Source organism: Micromonospora globosa, assembly GCF_000717585.1.
Classification (GTDB): domain Bacteria; phylum Actinomycetota; class Actinomycetes; order Mycobacteriales; family Micromonosporaceae; genus Micromonospora; species Micromonospora aurantiaca.
This window is the reverse complement of the sequence record NZ_JNZR01000038.1, coordinates 18,978-37,579: the sequence shown is the minus strand read 5'-3', so window position 1 is coordinate 37,579 and position 18,602 is coordinate 18,978. Positions and strand designations below refer to the sequence as shown.

General features: G+C 74.2%; 12 protein-coding genes. 9 read left to right on the top strand and 3 right to left on the bottom strand.

Annotated features, from left to right (window positions below; genetic code table 11):
- The first annotated feature begins 18 nt into the window (after positions 1 to 18).
- Both dxs and IF06_RS35000 read left to right on the top strand, forming a co-directional pair.
- Positions 19 to 1,962 (top strand): 1-deoxy-D-xylulose-5-phosphate synthase, encoded by a 1,944-nt coding sequence (gene dxs, locus IF06_RS0127795; RefSeq protein ID WP_013474513.1) that lies wholly within the window; start codon positions 19 to 21, stop codon positions 1,960 to 1,962.
- A gap of 311 nt (positions 1,963 to 2,273) precedes the next feature.
- Positions 2,274 to 2,558 carry a GNAT family N-acetyltransferase gene (locus IF06_RS35000; protein WP_084588859.1) on the top strand — a complete coding sequence of 95 codons (285 nt, stop codon included), beginning with the start codon at positions 2,274 to 2,276 and terminating at the stop codon, positions 2,556 to 2,558.
- Positions 2,559 to 2,710: 152 nt separating this feature from the next.
- Here IF06_RS35000 and IF06_RS0127790 read toward each other — a convergent pair whose 3' ends face one another.
- Positions 2,711 to 3,901 carry a hypothetical protein gene (locus IF06_RS0127790; protein WP_030274547.1) on the bottom strand — a complete coding sequence of 397 codons (1,191 nt, stop codon included), beginning with the start codon at positions 3,899 to 3,901 and terminating at the stop codon, positions 2,711 to 2,713.
- 249 nt (positions 3,902 to 4,150) lie between these two features.
- On the opposite strand from IF06_RS0127790, the gene IF06_RS0127785 reads away from it, so the two are divergent.
- Together IF06_RS0127785 and IF06_RS0127780 are read left to right on the top strand one after the other, a co-directional pair.
- Positions 4,151 to 5,977 (top strand): hypothetical protein, encoded by a 1,827-nt coding sequence (locus tag IF06_RS0127785; RefSeq protein ID WP_369752243.1) that lies wholly within the window; start codon positions 4,151 to 4,153, stop codon positions 5,975 to 5,977.
- Entirely contained in the window at positions 5,935 to 7,719 is a 1,785-nt protein-coding gene (locus tag IF06_RS0127780) for a hypothetical protein (RefSeq protein ID WP_030274545.1), read from the top strand. The genes IF06_RS0127785 and IF06_RS0127780 overlap by 43 nt, the downstream gene beginning before the upstream one ends.
- A gap of 13 nt (positions 7,720 to 7,732) precedes the next feature.
- Here the strand turns inward: IF06_RS0127780 and IF06_RS0127775 are convergent, their stop codons facing one another.
- Positions 7,733 to 9,601 carry a hypothetical protein gene (locus IF06_RS0127775; protein WP_030274544.1) on the bottom strand — a complete coding sequence of 623 codons (1,869 nt, stop codon included), beginning with the start codon at positions 9,599 to 9,601 and terminating at the stop codon, positions 7,733 to 7,735.
- A 90-nt stretch (positions 9,602 to 9,691) separates the two neighbouring features.
- On the opposite strand from IF06_RS0127775, the gene IF06_RS0127770 reads away from it, so the two are divergent.
- Positions 9,692 to 10,948 carry a PQQ-binding-like beta-propeller repeat protein gene (locus IF06_RS0127770; protein WP_030274542.1) on the top strand — a complete coding sequence of 419 codons (1,257 nt, stop codon included), beginning with the start codon at positions 9,692 to 9,694 and terminating at the stop codon, positions 10,946 to 10,948.
- The gene (locus tag IF06_RS0127765; protein WP_030274541.1) at positions 10,945 to 12,237 is read left to right on the top strand and encodes a PQQ-binding-like beta-propeller repeat protein; all 1,293 of its coding nucleotides are present in this window, start codon (positions 10,945 to 10,947) and stop codon (positions 12,235 to 12,237) included. The genes IF06_RS0127770 and IF06_RS0127765 overlap by 4 nt, the downstream gene beginning before the upstream one ends.
- Here IF06_RS0127765 and IF06_RS0127760 read toward each other — a convergent pair whose 3' ends face one another.
- The gene (locus IF06_RS0127760) at positions 12,238 to 13,536 is read right to left on the bottom strand and encodes a peptidase C39 family protein (RefSeq protein ID WP_232236782.1); all 1,299 of its coding nucleotides are present in this window, start codon (positions 13,534 to 13,536) and stop codon (positions 12,238 to 12,240) included.
- Between the two features lie 470 nt (positions 13,537 to 14,006).
- Between IF06_RS0127760 and IF06_RS0127755 the strand changes: the two genes are divergently transcribed.
- The 3 genes from IF06_RS0127755 (at position 14,007) to IF06_RS0127745 (ending at position 18,593) form a co-directional block, all read left to right on the top strand.
- Positions 14,007 to 14,675, top strand: coding sequence for a response regulator transcription factor (locus IF06_RS0127755; protein ID WP_013284809.1), 669 nt, complete (start codon positions 14,007 to 14,009; stop codon positions 14,673 to 14,675).
- Positions 14,672 to 15,838 (top strand): sensor histidine kinase, encoded by a 1,167-nt coding sequence (locus IF06_RS0127750; protein ID WP_369830064.1) that lies wholly within the window; start codon positions 14,672 to 14,674, stop codon positions 15,836 to 15,838. The genes IF06_RS0127755 and IF06_RS0127750 overlap by 4 nt, the downstream gene beginning before the upstream one ends.
- A gap of 205 nt (positions 15,839 to 16,043) precedes the next feature.
- Entirely contained in the window at positions 16,044 to 18,593 is a 2,550-nt protein-coding gene (locus IF06_RS0127745; protein ID WP_030274536.1) for a malectin domain-containing carbohydrate-binding protein, read from the top strand.
- The last annotated feature ends 9 nt before the right edge of the window (positions 18,594 to 18,602 follow it).

Sequence of the window (18,602 nt, the reverse complement as noted above, 5' to 3'; positions counted from 1 at the left end):
CCGATAGACTCTCCGGTCATGAGTGTTGAAGAGGGCACGGCCAACCACGGTCGGCTGCTGGGCACCGTCCGCGGCCCGCAGGACGTGAAGCGGATGACCGCCGAGCAGCTGGACATCCTCGCCGCCGAGATCCGTGACTTCCTGATCGCCAAGGTCTCCCGCACCGGCGGCCACGTCGGCCCCAACCTCGGTGTGGTCGAGCTGACCCTGGCGATGCACCGGGTCTTCGACTCCCCGCGTGACCGGCTCCTCTTCGACACCGGCCACCAGGCGTACGTGCACAAGATCCTCACCGGCCGGCAGGAGGGCTTCGACAAGCTCCGCCAGCGCGGTGGCCTCTCCGGCTACCCCAGCCAGGCGGAGAGCGAGCACGACCTGATCGAGAACTCGCACGCCTCCACCGCCCTGTCGTACGCCGACGGCCTGGCCAAGGCGTACGCGCTGCGCGGCGAGAAGCGCTCAGTGGTCGCCGTGGTCGGCGACGGCGCGCTCACCGGCGGCATGTGCTGGGAGGCGCTGAACAACATCGCCACCGCCGGCAACCCGCTGGTGATCGTGGTCAACGACAACGGCCGGTCCTACTCGCCGACCATCGGTGGCCTCGCCGACCACCTGTCGTCGCTGCGGCTCAACCCCGGCTACGAGAAGGTGCTCGACACGGTCAAGGACGCGCTCGGCAACACCCCGTTCGTCGGCAAGCCGATGTACGAGGTGCTGCACGCGGTCAAGAAGGGCATCAAGGACGCGGTCGCCCCGCAGGCCATGTTCGAGGACCTCGGCATCAAGTACGTCGGCCCGGTCGACGGTCACGACGTACCGGCGGTCGAGGCGGCGCTGCGCGCCGCGAAGAACTTCGGCGGCCCGGTGATCGTGCACGCGGTCACCCGCAAGGGCTACGGCTACCGTCCCGCCGAGGACGACGAGGCCGACTGCCTGCACGGCCCCGGCGCGTTCGACGCCGAGACCGGCAAGCTGCTCGCCGTGCCGTCGGTGAAGTGGACCAACGTCTTCGCCGACGAGCTGGTCGCGATCGCCGACGAGCGCCCCGACGTGGTCGGCATCACCGCCGCCATGGCCGAGCCCACCGGCATCGCCACGCTCGCCCGCAAGTACCCGGAGCGGGTGTACGACGTGGGCATCGCCGAGCAGCACGCGGCCACCTCCGCCGCCGGCCTCGCCATGGGCGGGCTGCACCCGGTGGTCGCGGTCTACGCCACGTTCCTCAACCGGGCGTTCGACCAGGTCCTGCTGGACGTGGCGATGCACAAGCTGCCGGTCACGTTCGTGCTGGACCGGGCCGGCATCACCGGCCCGGACGGGCCCAGCCACTACGGCATCTGGGACATGTCGGTCTTCGGCGTGGTGCCCGGCCTGCGGATCGCCGCGCCCCGCGACTCGGCCACGCTGCGCGAGGAGCTGCGCGAGGCGGTCGCCGTGGACGACGGCCCGACCATCCTGCGCTTCCCGACCGGCACCGTCGCCGCCGACCTGCCGGCCGTACGCCGGGTCGGCCCGGTCGACGTGCTGGCCGAGTCGGCGCGTACCGACGTGCTGCTGGTGGCGGTCGGCTCGTTCGCCGGCCTCGGCGTGGAGGTCGCCGCCCGGGTCGCCGAGCAGGGCTACGGCGTGACAGTGGTCGACCCGCGCTGGGTGCGCCCGGTGCCGGCCGAACTGGTCGAGCTGGCGTCCGCGCACCGGCTCGTGGTCACCGTGGAGGACGGCGTACGCATCGGCGGCGTCGGCTCGGCGCTGGCCCAGGCGATGCGCGACGCCGACGTCCGCGTACCGGTCAAGGACCTCGGCGTAGCGGCCGACTGGCACCCGCACGGCAGCCGCGCGCAGATCCTGGCCGACCTGCGACTGACCGCCCAGGATGTGGCGCGTGACGTCACCGGCTGGATCTCCGGCCTGGACGCCGCCCCGGTCGACCCGGCCACAAACGGAGCCCGAGCCCAGAGCTGACCTGACCTGCCCCCACCCGCGCCGTCCGCGCCGGGGTTCCGCGTCGATCTTGCACTTGCGGCCCTCCTGATGTCGGCTTAGCCCGATCAGGGAGGGCCGCAATCGCAAGATCGCCGGATGTTTGGGGTCGAGGGAGGGGTCGCGGAGGTACGCGAGGCGGGGCTGGGCGGCGGCGATCACCTCGGCGCACAAGCGGGTGCGCTGCGCCATCGTGGACGGTGCCCTGGCCGGCGTGCTGGCCCTGGGGCCGCCGCACTCCTCCGACCTGGATCCGCGGACGACCCCGCAGCTCCATCCACGTCGACCCGGAGATGTGGGGACGAGGCGTGGGTGGTGCGCTGCACGCGCTGTTCGTCGGGCACCTCGAGGACGATGGACTGGCGCTGGGCGTGCTGGAGGTGTGGGAGCGCAACACCCGGGCCCGAGCCTTCTACACCCGCCCCGATTCCGTCGATCTTGCACTTCCGGCCCCCAGATTGCCGGTTATGCCCTGTTCAGCGGGGCCCCAACTGCAAGATCGCGAGTCGCGCCAGCCCTGCCCCTGCCCCTGCCCCGTTGACCAAGGAGTTTGGGGGCGTGGAGGGACTCCCGGGTGACACAAACTCCTTGATCACCGAGCAGGGTGGATGATCATGAGGTTGGCCGTGCGGGGTGTCCGGTTTGTCGCCGTCAACTTCATGATCGACGGGACCGGGCCAACGCGCGAGGCGGGGCGGGGTGCGGTGAGGGAGGGGAGAGGACGAGAGGGTCAGGGGGTGGGGAGGGAGCGGTACCAGGTCTTCTCGGTGCCGGCCAGGCTGAACGTCTGCCTCTGGTCGGTGTGCTCCACGACCACCAGGCCGGGACGGTCGACCAGGCGGGTCGTGCCGGGCGGGGCGGAGAACGAGGCGTCCCGGGTACGCCACGACAGCACCGCCAGCGGCCGGCCCGGCATCGGCAGGTGGTACGCCTGGAGCGTGGTGGACCGGTCGGCGGGGGAGACCACCGGAGTGCCACCGTCGGCGGGCCGGTAGACCACGGCCGTCATCGTCCCGGCCGGCGTCTCCCAGCTGAGCTGCTCCAACTCACCCGGCTCGCCCTCGCCGAGAGCCACCGAGCCGAGCGAACGCGTCGCGATCTTCGCCATCGGCCAGGACTCGGGCGCGGAGCGGGGTGCCTCGCGGTCGCCGATGCGGCGCGGCACGCTGCCGAACGGGCCCCGCTCACCGGCGAGCACGCAGGTGTCCAATCCGGTCAGCGCACGCTTGCCGGCACCCGTCTCGTCGCGTACCAGAGGGTAGCGGGGCGCTTCGGTGGCCGTACCCAGGTCGAGGACGCGGTCCGCGGCCCGGCCGCGCGGCAGCGACGGCGTGGCCCGCAGCGTCGCGGTCACTTCGACGGCCCGGCAGTCCGGTACGGCGACCGGGTCGGTGACGCCGTCGGTGGTGCCGAGCACCTTGCCGTCGGGCCCGGTCAGGCGCTCGACGCGGGCCGAGGTGAGGTAGCGGCGGCCGGACGGCTCCCGCACCGGCAGCACGTCGGAGTAGACCAGGTAGCCGGGGTCGGTGTACTCGGTGGCGTGGACGACCCGCCAGCGCTGCCCGTCCCGGTCGAGTTGCAGCAGCCAGGAGGCGGACTCGCCGGGCACGTCGGCGGCGACGAGCGCGAGCGCCGACCCGGCGACCTGACCGGAGAAGAGGATGCCGGACGTGGGCACGTGCACCCGGTCGTCCACCGGGGAGCGCCAGTCGCGTACCGCTGTGGTGATCGCGGCGGTGGCCGCGGCGTCGCGGGCCAGGCTGCCGCGCGGCGGCCACACCGCGAGGGTGCCGTCCAGGCTGTCGTAGCCGACCCGCAGGTCCGCCGGCTGCCGTTCGGCGACCGGCCCGCAACCGGCCGTGACCAGCAGCAGAGCTGCCAGCGCGATGCCCGTCGTAGCGCCTCGGCGGGCTGAAAGCACCCTGATCCCCTCGCCGGTCGTCGGTCGGAAGCCCACATGGTACGAGACGACCGGTCACCCGGCCGCGCCCGGCTCACCCTTTCGGCCGATCGGCCACTGCGGAACGTGACGGGCGATTCGGGTACCAATATCCGGCTCCGGTAGACTCCGCCGACTGTGACGCCTGCCGAGACCCGCGGCGCCTCGACGCCGGACGCCGCCGCCCCGACGGGCCACCGCGCCGTCACCCTGGACCCACCATCGGTCACCATCACCGCCGAGCCGGAGCCGGCGACCACCACGCCGACCACGCCCGAGGCACCGGCCACGCCGGGCGCGCGGCGCGCGCGCCGATGGCGGTGGACGCGCCGCCGGATCGACCTCACCGTGTACGGCGGATTCCTGCTCGCCGCGATCTGGGTCACCAGCGGCATCTGGGTCGACCCGGCCGGACGGGTCGCCGCGCTCTACAGCAGCGACCCGGCGCAGGTGCAGTTCTTCCTCGCCCACTCGGTGCGGGTGGTGCTGCACGGCGAGTTCCCGTTCTTCACCGAGCAGTTCAACTACCCCGACGGCGTCAACCTGATGGCGAACACCGCCATCCTGGCGCTGGGCATCCCGATGGTGCCGGTGACCCTCCTGTTCGGACCGGCGGTCTCCTTCGTCACGCTGGTCACGCTCGGCCTGGCCGGCACCGCCGCCGCCTGGTACCGGGTGCTGTCCCGGCACCTGATCCGGCACCGCCCGGCCGCCGCCGTGGCGGCCTGGTTCTGCGGGTTCTCACCGGCCATGCTGTCGCACGCCAACTGGCACCCGAACATCATCAGCCAGTTCCTGCTGCCGTTCATCGTGTGGCGGGTGCTGGTGCTGACCCGGTCGGCCCGGCCGGTCCGCGACGGCGTGCTGCTGGCGCTGCTGGTCACCGCGCAGGCGTTCATCAACGAGGAGATCCTCCTCTTCACCGCGCTGGCCCTGGGCGTGTTCCTGATCGCCGTGGTGGTGCAGCAGCGGGAGCGGTGGACGACCGCGTGGCGGCCGCTCGGCGCCGGGCTGGCGGTCTGCGCGGCGCTGGCCGGGGCGCTGCTGGCGTACCCGCTGTGGGTGCAGTTCGCCGGGCCGATGGCGTACCACGGGCTCAGCGACGCGGTGCGCGACTACGGCAACGACATCGCCGCGTTCTTCGCGCCCGGCTCGCCCACGTTCGGCGGCAACGAACGCGCCAACGTCAACCTCGCGCCGAACTACTCGGAGGAGAACGCGTTCTTCGGCTGGAGCCTGTCGCTGCTGGTCGTGGGCATCGTGGTGTGGCTGCGGCGGGACGTGATCGTCCGCGCGCTCGCCGCCACCGGGCTGTTCTTCGCCGTGCTCTCCCTCGGCGAGCGGATCTCCTGGTGGGACCGGGAGATCGCCACCGGCCCGTGGGAGCTGCTGGTACGGCTGCCGCTGCTCGACGCCGTGGTGCCGACCCGCTTCGGCCTGATCACCGGCGTGACGGTGGCGATCCTGCTCGCGTACGCGGTCCGGCGCGCCTGGGCGCTGCGAGGCGTGGACCGGCGTACCGCCCGCAAGCTCACCGCCGCGGGCCTGGTCCTCGCGCTGCTGCCGATCGCGCCGATGCCGTTGCAGGTCACCACCCGGGAGCCGGTGCCGGAGTTCATCACCGCCGACAGGTGGCGCAAGTACGTCGGGCCGGACCAGACGCTCGTGTCAGTGCCGGTGCCCGCGATGGGCAACACCGACCCGATGCGCTGGGCGGCCAGCACCAACCTCGACTTCAAGATCCCCGGCGGCTACTTCCTCGCGCCGCGCAACGGCGTCACAGGCGACCCCGGGCGCTTCGGCGGCCGCCCCAGCGGCATCGGCGAGATGCTGCGGGAGGTATCGTCCACCGGCCGTACGCCGAAGCTGGACGACCGCCAGCGGCGCCGCTACCTGGACGAGCTGCGGCACTGGAACGCGGCGGTGGTGGTGCTGCCGCGCGACGAGCAGAACGCCGAGCCGCTGCGCCGCACCGTGGAGCAGCTGGTCGGCCCCGGACGGCAGGAGCTGGACGTGTGGCTGTGGGACGTGCGGAAACTGACCAGCCGGTCCGCCTGACCGAACCGGCGGTCCCCGCCCCCGCGCCCCGCCGCCGTCGGCCCCGCCCGGCCGACGTGCTGGTGGTGGCCGGCTACCTCGGTCTCGCCGTGCTGCTCACCACCGGCCAGTGGCGCCGGCCGGAACGGCTGTTCCACCAGGCCGGCGACCAGATGCTGTTCGAGTGGATGCTGGCCCGGGCCGCCCGCGCTGTCACCGGCGGCGAGAACCCGCTGTGGAGCGGCGCGCTGAACGCCCCGGACGGGGTGAACCTGATGGCGAACACGTCGGTGCTCGGGCTGGGCGTGCCGCTCACCCCGGTCACCGTGGTCTTCGGCTCCCAGGCGGCCTTCCTCGTCGCCGTGACGCTCAGCCTCGCCGGGACCGCCACCGCCTGGTACGCGCTGCTCGCCCGCCGGCTGGTCCGCTCCCGGGCCGCCGCCGCGGTGGGCGGCCTGTTCTGCGGCTTCGCCCCGGGCATGGTGGCGCAGGCCGGTGCGCACCTGCACATGGCCGCCCAGTTCCTGGTGCCGGTGATCCTCGCGCTGGTGTTCCGCCCGGCCACCGACCGGGTCCGGCGCGACGGCGTGCTGCTCGGGCTCGCAGTCGCGTACCAGGTGTTCCTCGGCGAGGAGGTGCTGGTCTTCCTGGCGCTGGCCGCCGGGGTGTTCGCCGGGGCGTACGCGCTCGCCGACCGGGCCGCCGCGCGCCGGCTGACGCCCGTGGTGGCCCGGCGGCTGGGCGTCGGCGCGCTGGTGGCGGGTGTGCTGCTGGCGTACCCGCTGTGGTTCCAGTTCGCCGGGCCGGGCCACTACCGGGGGATGCCGTTCCACACCGAGGGCTACCGGCTGGACGTGGTCTCCTTCGTCACCACCGCCCGGCAGAGCGTCGCCGGGGACGCCCGCCGGGCCGGGCTGCTGTCACCGAACCCGACCGAGCAGAACTCGTTCCTCGGGCCGTTCCTGCCGCTGCTGGCCGTACTCGTGGTGGTGCGGCTGTGGCGGCGGCCGCTGGTGCGCGCGCTCGCCGCGTGCGGCCTGCTGTTCGCGCTGCTGTCGCTCGGTTCCCCGGTGGTGGTGAACCGGCACGACACCGGGCTGCCCGGCCCGTACCGCCTGCTCGCCGGCGTGCCGCTGCTGGACCTGGTGGTGCCGGCGCGGTTCGCGCTGGTCTGCGTACCGGTGCTCGGGGTGCTGCTCGCGCTGGCGCTGGACCGGGTCCGGCGCGGCGGCGTGCGCACCTGGGCGCCGTGGGCCGGCGCGGTCGCCGCCGCGCTGCTGCCGCTGGCACCGACGCCGATCCGCGCGGTGCCGGTCCCGCCGGTCCCGGCCGTGGTGTCCGGCGGCGGCTGGCGGGAGTACGTGCCGGCGGGCCGGACGCTGGTGCCGGTGCCGCCGGTGACCGGGGCGGCGGTCAGCCCCGCCATGTTCTGGTCGGCGCGCACCGCGCTGGCGTTCGACGCGCCGGGCGGCTACTTCATCGGCCCGCGCTCGGCCACCGATCCGGCGGCCCGCTGGGGCGCGCCGGACCGGCCCACGTCGCTGCTGCTGCGCCGGGCCGCCGAGACCGGCCGGGTGCCGCCGGTCGGCGAGACGGAACGCCGGCAGGCGGTCGACGACCTGCGGCACTGGCGGGCGGCGGCACTCGTGCAGGCCGACTCGTCACCGGGCGACCCGGTCCGCGCCACAGTGGACGCGCTGGTCGGCCCCGGCCGGGACGTGCCCGGCGGGTACCTGTGGGACGTCCGCCCGCTCGTCGGCTGACCGGTACCGGGGGTCACACCCGGTCGCGGACGTCCCAGATCCACACGTCGTCGACCCGCTGCGGCGGGCCGAGCAACTCGGCCATCAGGTCGCGCAGCACCGCCTCGCGCGGGCCGGCCCCGAGCACCACCACCGACGCCCGCCAGAAGCGCAGGTCGTCCACGGCCTGGCGGCGGTTCTCCTCGGTGATCTCCGGCACCTCGTTGGCGTCCATGGTGGAGTAGATGAGCGTGCTGGTGGGGCGGTTCGGGGCGCCGAACACGCCCTCGCCGCGCTCGTTCGGGCCGATGAAGTAGCCGCCCGGGACCGGGAACTCCTGGCCGGTCAGCGCGCTCCAGCGCAGCGTGTGCAGCCCGTGCACGTTGCTGGGGATCGGCACCGGCACGAGCGTGCGGCCCGCCGGCACGTACGGCCGCCAGCCGCCCGCGGTGATGAAGTGCGGCGGCGGGTCGATCCGCTCGGCCGGCAGCGGACGCGGGATCAGCGGCACCACGGCGGCGGCGATGGCGACGAACCCGGCCAGGCGCAGCACCCGGCGGCGCGTGTCGCGCGCGGTCGTCCCGCCGTCGTCGTCCCCGCCGTCGTCGGCGCCGGAGCGGGGGGCGGGTACCGGCGGGCGGCCGGCACCGGCCAGCGTGTCCCACGCCAGGGCGAGCAGTACGCCCACGGCGGCCACCACGACCAGGCTCAACCGGGTCGGCATCATCATCTCGACGAGCGGCAGATCGTCCGGCACGTACGCCCACGGCCCGTCGATGTCGGTCTCCACGCCGTTGAACCGCACGACCGGACCGATCGAGGCGATCGTGAAGACCACCACCAGCACGGCCAGGATCCGGGCCGGCACCGACCGGCGGACCAGCAGCACCAGCGCGGCCAGCGCCACCAGCACCAGCGGCCAGCCGAACCAGGTGTTCTGCTCGGTCAGCCCGATGGTCTTCTCCACCGCCTCGTCACCGGCGATCGTGTCCCGGGCGAACGTGACGAAGGCGACCAGGTCCTCGCCCCAGTTGTGGAAGACGCCGCCCTGCAAGCCCCGGTAGGACTGCGGGCCGTTGAACTGGAACCAGATCGGGTACGCCGTCAGCAGCAGCGCCAGGCCGCCGCCGAGACCGAGCGCGGCCACGAACGACCCGGCCCGCTCGCGGGTCGCGCGGGGCCGCTGCACCGCGTACGCCACCACGACGACCAGGCAGGCCAGCGCGGTCAGCAGCAGCATCTCCTCGTTGATGAAGATCTGGTACGCCACCAGCAGCCCGAGCGCCAGCCCGTTGCGCCGCCAGCGGCCCGGCTCGCCCAGCCGCAGCACCCGGGCCACGATCAGCGGCAGCAGGAAGTTCGACACGAAGTTGGGCTGGCCGTTGGCGTGGTGCACGATGCCCGGCGCGAAACCGAGGAACGCGCCGCCGACGAACGCCGCGGCCCGGGAACGGACCAGGTGCCGGGACAGCACCCAGTACGACGTGGCGGCGGTCGCGGACAGCGCGGCGCCCAGGTAGAGCGCGTACATCACCTGCGGGCCGAGCAGCAGCGTCAGCGGTGCCAGCGGCAGCGTCACCCCGAGCAGCGAGGTGTTCGCCATCATGTTCACCCCGTCCGGCGCGTTCTGCCGGGTGGTGAACAGCGGGTTCTCCAGGTGCTGCACCGAGTACGCGCCATGGGCGAACAGCCACTCGAACCAGCTGTGGTCGGTGGGCAGGTGCGAGGAGACCCGGTGCTCGACGTCGCCCCAGTAGTTGAGGCAGACGAGAACGCCGAGGAGCACATAGGCTCCGATGGCCAGCACGTCGGCGCGGGCCGGCCGGCGACGGGCGCGGCGTGGCGGGTCGGCCACGACGGCGTCCGCCTCGACGGACGAGGGGTTCAACGAGGGGTCCACCACGGGCACGGCCACGACGCGCCATCGTACAGGCGGTTCGTCACACGGCCGGTCACGGTCGGGCGGCGGCTCGGCGCGCGGGAGAGGATGGTCGTGACCGTCATCGATCTGGGGGAGCTGCGCGACGACGCCCCGCCAGGCCCGGCGCCCCGCCCTCCGCGTGCCGTCGGACGGCCGTTCCGCCTTCTGGTGGTGCTGCTGGTGGCGCTGCTCACGCTCACCGCCGCGACACCGCCGCGAGGCCCGGTCGAGTGGACGCTGCCCGGCGGGCTGGGATCGGCCGTGTTCGTCTCCGGCGACGTGGTGTACGTGGTGCGGCCGGACCGCGCAGGCGCCGGCGGCGGGCGGGAACTCCTCGCGTACCGGGGCGACCGGGAGCGGTGGCGCAGCCCGCTGCCCGGCGTGGGCACCGCCGTGTCGGTGTGGGAGCAGGACGGCCGGGTGATCGTGGCCGGCCGGAGCGTCGACGACACGGACTGGCAGACGGTGACGTACGACGCGGCCACCGGTGCGGACGTCTGGCGCCGGCCCGGAATCGCGTTCGCTGTGGGCCGGGTGCTGCTGATGCAGTCGGCCACATCCGACACCACGACGTCGATCGGAGGGCTCGACCCGGCCGACGGCCGTACGGTGTGGACGGCGCCGATGACGGGCGCGCTGGGGTTCGACGTCGAGCCGGCCGGGCCGGCACGCATGGTGTTGTCCCCGGCGGCCGGGCAGACGGTGGTCGTGGACGCGCGCACCGGCGCGCGGCTCGTGGCCCGGGGCCTGTACCCGGTACGCCCGCCCGCGCAGCGCCGGTTGCAGATCGCCCGCGGGCTGCTGCTGGAGTTCCGCGACGGCGACGGGGTCATCGAGGCGTACGACCTGGACACGCTCCGGCCGCGCTGGACCGTCGCGCGGAAGCTCGTCGCGCACGTCGAGAGCTGCGGTGCCCTGCTCTGCGCCGTCGGGCCGGCCGGCGGGACGACCGCGCTCGACCCGGCGACCGGCGCCGTGCGCTGGAGCGTGGACCGGTGGGCGGGCGTGGCGGCGGCGCGTGGCGGCCGGCTGCTCGTCGGCGTCCCCGACACCGACATCGACGACGGCCTGGCGGTGCTCGACCAGGACGACGGGCGGCTGATCGCCGACCTGGGCGGCTGGACACTGGTCCCGCAGCACGAGTCGGGCGGCCCGCTGCTGGCGACACGGCCGCTGGGCGGCGGCCGCCGGCTCCTGGCCGAGGTGGGCCTGTCCGGCGATCCGCCCACGATCCGGGGCACGCTCACCGGCACCGACTGCACCACCGGCATGACGCTTCTGGTCTGCCGCCGGCCCGGCGGCGACTACCTGGTGCGGCGGCTGACGTGAGCCCGGTGATCGAGCTGGGGGAGATGCGGCATGGCGAGTCCGCCGACGACCCGGCCGACGCACCGCCCCGCCGGCCGCCGGGCCGCACGGCGCGGGTGGCACTGCTCGGGTGCCTGGTGCTGCTCGTGGTCACAGCCGCCGCCGGGCCGTCGCGACGGCCCGAGCCGATCCGGGTGCCCGCCCCGCAGGGCGCGGCGTTCGTGCTCCTGCCGGACCGCGTGGTGGTGGCCGACGGCCCGGGCGCGATCGGCCGGGGTGGGCGGGTGGTCGCCGCGTACCGGCTGCCCGGTGGGGAACCGGCGTGGCGGTTCGCGCTCACCGACGGCGACCACGTGCTCGGCCTCACCGCCGTGGCCGGGGGACTGCTGGTGACGAGCAGCCCGGCCGGGGACGGCGACTCCGTGTCGGCCATGCTCGACCCGGCCACCGGCACGCTGCGCTGGCGGCATCCCGGCTACCCGGTCCGGACCGCATCGGGCGGGCTGCTGCTGGAGAACCCCCGCCCACCAGGTGCGGGCACCGTCCGGGCCGTGGACCCGGCCTCCGGCGAGGTGCGGTGGACGCTGCCCGTACCCGGCCAGGAGGTGGGGTACCGCCGCGACGACCACGGGGTGACGCAGCTCGTGCTGGTCACCCCGCAGGGCCGGGTGACCGTGTACGACGCGGACTCCGGCGCGGTCGCGCACACCGGCCGGGTGGCGCCCGCGGCCGATCGCGCCGCCTACCGGTACGCGCAGGTGGTGGCCGACCTCCTGCTGGTCGAGGACGCCCGGGGCACGGTCACCGGGTACGGGCTGGACCGGCTCGACGAGCGATGGAGCCTGCCGGTCGGCTCCCGCGCCGGGCTCTGGTTCGCCGACTGTGCCGGGATGGTGTGCCTGCGCGACCAGGTGGGCGGTGCGCAGGCCCTCGACCCGGCCACCGGCCGTCCGGCCTGGTCGGACGAGCGCTGGCTGGGGATGGGCCCGGTAGGCGACCGGCTGATCGCCGCCGAGCGCGGGGTCGGGGAGGAACTGGAACTGTCGGCGCTCGACCCGCCGACCGGCCGCGTGCTGGCCCGGCTCGGGCGCTGGCGCGTCTCCGGCAACGACCTCCCGTCCGGGCCGCTACTAGGGCTGCGCACGCTCACCGAGGACCGGACGCTCGTCGGCGCGCTCGACGTGGCGGCCGGGCAGGTACGGATCCGGGGGATCCTGCCCGGCGCCTGGTCCGAGTGCGCGGACACGGGTACGGAACTGGTGTGCCTGCGACCGACCGGAGGCATGGCGATCTGGCCGGTCGGCCGCTGATCACCAGTTGGCCTGCGCCGGAGGCGGCGGCAGCGGCGTCGACTCGGGCCGCAGTACGTACGCGATCCCGCCGCTGCCCGCCTGCCAGGCGCTCTCGAACGGCCCGCGCGGCACGGTGCGGCGGACCCGCTCGTCGTCCGGGGCGTACGGGTCGTTGAGCACCGGGTCGCCCTCGGCGGTGAAGCCGGCCAGCACCATGAGGTGTCCCCGGGTGTCGTAGTCCAGTCCGGGCACCTGACCGGCGGTGAACGCGGCCGAGACGATCAGCGGGATGCCGGCGGCCACGAACCGTTCCGCCTCGGCCAGCGAGCGCAGCCGGGTGACGAAGGCGTCCACCCCGTGCGTCGCCGCGTACGCCGTGTTGAACGGCCAGTTGCCCGGCCCGCCGAAGGCGTGGTCGTAGCAGTGCCGGGCGGCGTGCACCACCTGCGGACGCGGGCCGGGCGGCGCCACCCAGGCGTACCGGTCCGCTGTGGGTCCGGTGCCCCAGAAGTCGAGCACCATCGACACGCAGGTGGGGCTGCACCAGGAGTCGCCGCCGCCACCCCAGCGGGTCTCCCCGGCGGCGTGCAGCCGCTGCGCGTAGCGCGGCACGTCCAGCACGCGCCCCCACGCGTCGCCGGCCTCCGCGCGGGCGGCCTCCGCGTCGGCGGCCTCCGCGGGGGCAGCCTCCGCGCCGCCGGGCGGGTCGGTCGAGGCGACCACGCCCACGGTGCGCAGCACCGGGCCGGTGGGCGCGTCGAGGCGGCGCAGCAGGGTCACCCGGACCTGCCAGCCGGTCACCGTCGCGCCGGTCACCCGCAGCGTGTCGGCGGCGACCCGCGCCCGGTCGTCCTCCTGCCCGGGTACTGAGGCGCGGTGCACGGCGCTGTCGTCGGCGGCCCAGTGGCCCAGCTCGTACCAGCCGGTGGCGGCCGTGCCGTCGGCCCAGCCGCGCATTTCGACCCGCAGCCAGCAGCCGGGCGGGGTGTCTGCGGTCCACGAGGGCACCAGTTCGGTGACGGTGAAGCCGACGGCCGTCACGGGGGAGGTCCAGGTGCCGGCGGCGTACCCGGCCGTGGTCCCGGAGTGCGGATCGGTGTGCGTGACCCGGCCGGCCGAGCCGTCGAGCGTCAGGCCGTCCGGCCCGGCGCGCAGCCCGTCCGCACGACCCCGGTCCCGGTCCGCCGGGAAGCGGAACCGGCGGTACGCGATGTCGCGGCCGCTCATCGGGAACCCGCCCGGCGCGGCCGTGACCTGTGCCTGCTGTGCTTGTCGATCATCGCCGCCGAGCATCGCGTACCCGAAGGTTTTCTGCAACGGCGGCCCGTGCCGCCGCACGCGGCCGGCCCTCCGGCCGTGCTGTCACCGACCGTAGCCGCAGCGCATCAGCGGCATGATCCCCCGCGTGCCCTTTGCTCTGCAGCCACCGACGCATCCGTGACGTACGGCTACCGCTGCGCATGAGGCTGCAGAGCAAAGGGCGCGGAGGGGTATCTCCGCCGCCGGGGACCGCTTCGCCGTTTCGGCTGGTCAAGGAGATCTGGCCCGCCGGCTGTCCGGTTTGGCCGGGTGAGCGGCCATCACGGTGCGTGACGCACCGATGAAGAGGCGTCAGCGTTACGAAGAGTCACCACTCGGGGCTCCGGGCGCGGCTAGGTGGCCCGAGCGCACCACCCGCGCTCCCCGGCGAGTGCGCTCGTCGGCGGGCGTCTCGGGGGTCGGCTCCTCCGGCGGCGGGTTTTGCCTGCCGCACTAGGTTGTCAGGGGTCACGAGGTGGGAGGCCGGGATGCGGGTACTGGTGGTCGAGGACGAGCGCAACCTCGCCGACGCGATCGCGCGCGGGCTGCGCAAGCGCGGGATGGCTGTCGACGTCGCCTACGACGGCGACGCCGGGCACGAGGCGGCGTTCGTCACCCGCTACGACGTGGTGATCCTGGACCGCGACCTGCCCGGCGTGCACGGCGACCGGATCTGCGCCGACCTGGCCGCCTCCGGCGCGCTGACCCGGGTGCTGATGCTGACCGCCAGCGTCACGGTCGCCGACCGGGTCGAGGGGTTGCAGCTCGGCGCCGACGACTACCTGGCCAAGCCGTTCGCGTTCGACGAGCTGGTGGCCCGGGTGCAGGCGCTCGGCCGCCGCGCCACCCCGGCCGCGCCGCCGGTGCTGGAGGTGGCCGATCTGGTGCTCGACCCGGCCCGCCGGGTGGTGAGCCGGGGCGGCGTGCCGCTCGACCTCACCAACAAGGAGTTCGGCGTGCTCGCCGAGCTGCTCAAGGCGCGCGGCGCGGTGGTGTCCAGCGAGGAGCTGCTGGAGCGGGTCTGGGACGCCAACACCGACCCGTTCACCACGATCGTCCGCGTCACCGTGATGACACTGCGCAAGAAGCTCGGCGACCCGCCCCTCATCGACACCGTCGTGGGCGCGGGCTACCGCATCGGCGGGGTACGGCAGTGAGCGCGCGGAGCGCCCGCCGGGTGCGGCCGACGCTGCGGCTTCGGCTGACCCTGCTCAACGGCGTGCTGCTGGTCGGCGCGGGGGCGATCCTGGTGCTGCTGGCCTGGCTGCTGGTCCGCGACGCGCTGCGCCCCACCGACGAGCTGCTACCGGGCACCACTGTGGTGCTCACGGACGGGCGCACGCTCGACGCCGGGCAGTGGCAGCGGCAACTGGTGGACGCCGCGTCACAGGAACTGCTGGTCAAGGGTCTGCTCGCGCTGGTGGCGATCAGCGTGGTCGGTGTGGCCGGGGCGTACCTGGTGGCCGGCCGGGCGCTGCGCCCGCTGCACCAGGTCACCGCCACCGCCCGCCGGCTCGGTGAGGCCACGCTCGACGAGCGGATCGGCTGGTCCGGCGCCGACGACGAGGTGGCCGAGCTGGCCGAGACGTTCGACGCCATGCTCGACCGGATCAGCGGTGCCTTCGAGGCGCAGAAACGGTTCGTCGCGAACGCCTCGCACGAGCTGCGGACGCCGCTGGCGGTGATGCGTACCGAAATCGACGTGACGCTCAGCGACGACGACGCCGACCTCGCCGAGTACCGCCGTATGGCCGGCGTGGTGCGCGACGCCTCCGAACGCGCCAACGGCCTGGTCGACGCGCTGCTGGTGCTGGCGCGCAGCGAGGCGCAGACCGGCCGGCGGCTCGCCCGGCGTGCCGAGTCGGACCTCGCCATCGGCACCGCGAACGCGCTGTCAGCGGTCTCCCGGGAGGTGGAGCGCATCGGCCTGAAGGTGCACACCTCGCTGCGCCCGGCGCCGGTGGTCGGCGACCCCGGGTTGCTCGACCGGCTCGCCGGCAACCTGGTGGAGAACGCGGTCCGCTACAACCACCTGCACGGCCGGATCTGGATACGCACCGGCACCGACGGGGAACGGTCCTGGCTGGTCGTGGGGAACACCGGCTTCGAGGTCGCCCCGGCCGACGTACCCGGGCTGTTCGAGCCGTTCCGGCGCGGCGGCCAGGAACGCACCGGCGCGCGCGGCTCCGGTCTCGGCCTGTCGATCGTGCGGGCCGTCAGCGACGCGCACGGCGGCACGGTGAAGGCGGTCGCCCAGCCCGGCGGCGGCCTCGAGGTGACAGTCACGCTTCCGTCGGCCGACCCGGCGGCGGCCACCTGACCGCCGACCCGGCCCGTCCGGCCGGTGAGGCGGCCTCACCTTTTCGTGCGGCCGGCCTCGGCTGTCCCGGCCGGACCCGACGGTGGTCGGCCCCCGGCGGCACGGTGGTCGGGCAGAATGCGCCGCTCCCGCTGGACGCGGAGCCGGGGATCAACGGAGAGTAAGCGCAGCGACGCCTCACCCTGCTCACCCGCCGGAGCTGCCCGTGACCCACCCCTCGGCCCCGCGCCGCCGCCGTCTTCTCGCGGTCCTCACCGCTGGCGCCCTCACCGTCGCCGGCCTCTCGCCGGCCACGCCCGCGGCAGCCGTCGCCGCGCCCGGCCACGACAAAGTGGTCCACACCGTCCCCTCCACCGCCTCGCCCGACGTCCAGGACGGCTCGGTCGACGCGATCCACGACGCCGGTACGAAGATCATCGCGGGCGGCTCCTTCACCCGGGTGCAGAACCGCAACTCCGACGTCGACATCCCCCGCGACTACCTGCTCGCCTTCGACAAGGCCACCGGGCAGGTGGACACCGCGTTCGCGCCCACGCTCGACAACGAGGTGACGGCGGTCGTCGCCGGTCCCACAGCGGGCACGGTCTTCGTCGCCGGCAAGTTCAACACCGTCAACGGCGTGACCCGGCGCAAGGTGGCCCTGCTCGACGTCGCCACCGGTGCGGTCGTCACCAGCTTCACGCCGCCGGCGTTCAACGGTCTGATCAAGGACATCGCGCTCGTCGGCGACCGGCTGCTGGTCGGCGGCATCTTCACCACGGCCGGCAACCCCAACCCGCGCGGCGGGCTCGCGTCGCTCAACGCCACCACCGGCGCGGTCGACAGCTACCTCACCACGGCGCTGACCGAGAACCACAACTGGGACGGCGTCAGCGGCGCCAAGGCCGGCGTGGGCGCGGAGAAGCTCGCCGTCTCCCCGGACGGCACGCAGCTCGTCGTCATCGGCAACTTCAAGAAGGCCGACGGGGTCCTGCACGACCAGATCGTCAAGATCGACCTGGGCGCCACCGCCGCCACGGTCGCGGACTGGAACACGGCCCGCTACACGCCGCGCTGCAAGTGGCAGTCGTTCGACTCGTACGTCCGCGACGTCGCGTTCTCCCCGGACAACAGCTACTTCGTGGTGGTCACCACCGGCGCCCCGTACGGCGGGACGCTCTGCGACACCGCGGCCCGCTGGGAGGCCGGCGCGACCGGCAGCAGCCTCCAGCCGACCTGGGTCGACTACAGCGGCGGCGACACGTTCCTGTCCGTCGGCATCAGCGAGCAGGCGGTCTACGTCGGCGGCCACCTCCGCTGGCTCAACAACAGCACGGGAACCGACAACGCCCGGGCCGGCGCGGTCGGCCGGGCCAGCATCGCCGCGCTCGACCCCGCCAACGGCCTGCCGCTGTCCTGGAACCCGGGCCGGCACCCGCGCGGCATCGGCGCCTCCGAGATGCTCGTGACCCCGAGCGGCCTCTGGGTCGGCGGCGACACGCTCTGGATCGGCAACTTCCAGTACCGCCGGGAGCGGATCGCGTTCTTCCCGCTCGCCGGTGGCAAGGCACCGCACCCCACCACCACGGCGACGCTGCCCGGCAACGTGTACCAGGCCGGCCTGCCGAAGCCGACCAACGTGCTGTACCGGGTGAACGCCGGCGGCCCGGTGGTCGCCGCCGCCGACGGCGGACCGGACTGGGCGGCCGACACCGGCTCCAGCCCCAGCCCGTACCACAACACCGGCAGCTCGACCTCCAGCTTCAACACGGTCGGCAGCCTGGACGCGACGGTGCCGGCCGGCACCCCGGCCGCGCTCTACAGCGACGAGCGGTACGACCCGGCCGGCGGCGCGGAGATGCTCTGGCAGTTCCCGGTGCCCGCCGGCACCGAGGTGCACGTGCGGCTCTACCTGGCCAACCGGTACGACGGCACCTCCGCGCCCAACACGCGCGTCTTCGACGTGGCGCTGGACGGCGCGGTCGTCCTCGACGACCTGGACCTGTCCGCCAGCGTCGGGCACAACGTGGGCACCATGCGGGAGTTCACGGTGACCAGCGACGGCACCGTCGACATCGAGTTCCGCCACGTCAAGGAGAACCCGCTCGTCGACGCCGTCGAGATCGTCAAGACCGGGCCTCCGCCGGCCGGCACCGGTGAGGAGGTGCAGGTCCGCTCGTACGACGGGCTGACCGGCGTCGGCGCGCCCGCTGCGGTGGCGAACCCGGACGAGACCGCGTGGTCCGCCACGCGCAACGCGTTCTGGGTCGGCGGGACGCTGTTCTACGGCACCGGCGGCGCGCTGTGGCGGCGTACGTTCGACGGCACCACGTTCGGCACGCCCGAGCTGGTGGACCCGTACCACGACCCGTACTGGGACACCGTGGTGACCAACTCGGGTCCGGAGGGGCAGACGTACGTCGGCGCGACCACCGGCTTCTACGCCGAGATCCCGAACGTGACCGGCATGTTCTACACCGGCGGTCGGCTCTACTACACGCTGACCGGGCAGAACGGCCTGTTCTGGCGCTGGTTCACGCCGGACAGCGGCGTGGTCGGCGCCGACCGGTTCTCCGTGGCCGGGGCGAGCGGGTTCTCCGACGCGGGCGCCGTCTTCGTGGCCGGCTCCACGCTTTACAAGGTGAACCGGAGCGCCGGTGACCTGTCCGCCGTCGACTGGGTGAACGGCGCTCCGTCGGGGACGTTCACGGTGCGCAGCGGCCCGGCGGTCGACGGCGTCGACTGGCGCGCGAAGGCGGTCTTCGTCGGCCCGTAAGGAAGGGCC

Bases quoted from the DNA above. Each gene is read 5' to 3' on its own strand.
- dxs (WP_013474513.1), top strand. From the start codon at position 19: ATGAGTGTTGAAGAGGGCACGGCCAACCACGGTCGGCTGCTGGGCACC.
- IF06_RS35000 (WP_084588859.1), top strand. From the start codon at position 2,274: ATGTGGGGACGAGGCGTGGGTGGTGCGCTGCACGCGCTGTTCGTCGGG.
- IF06_RS0127755 (WP_013284809.1), top strand. From the start codon at position 14,007: ATGCGGGTACTGGTGGTCGAGGACGAGCGCAACCTCGCCGACGCGATC.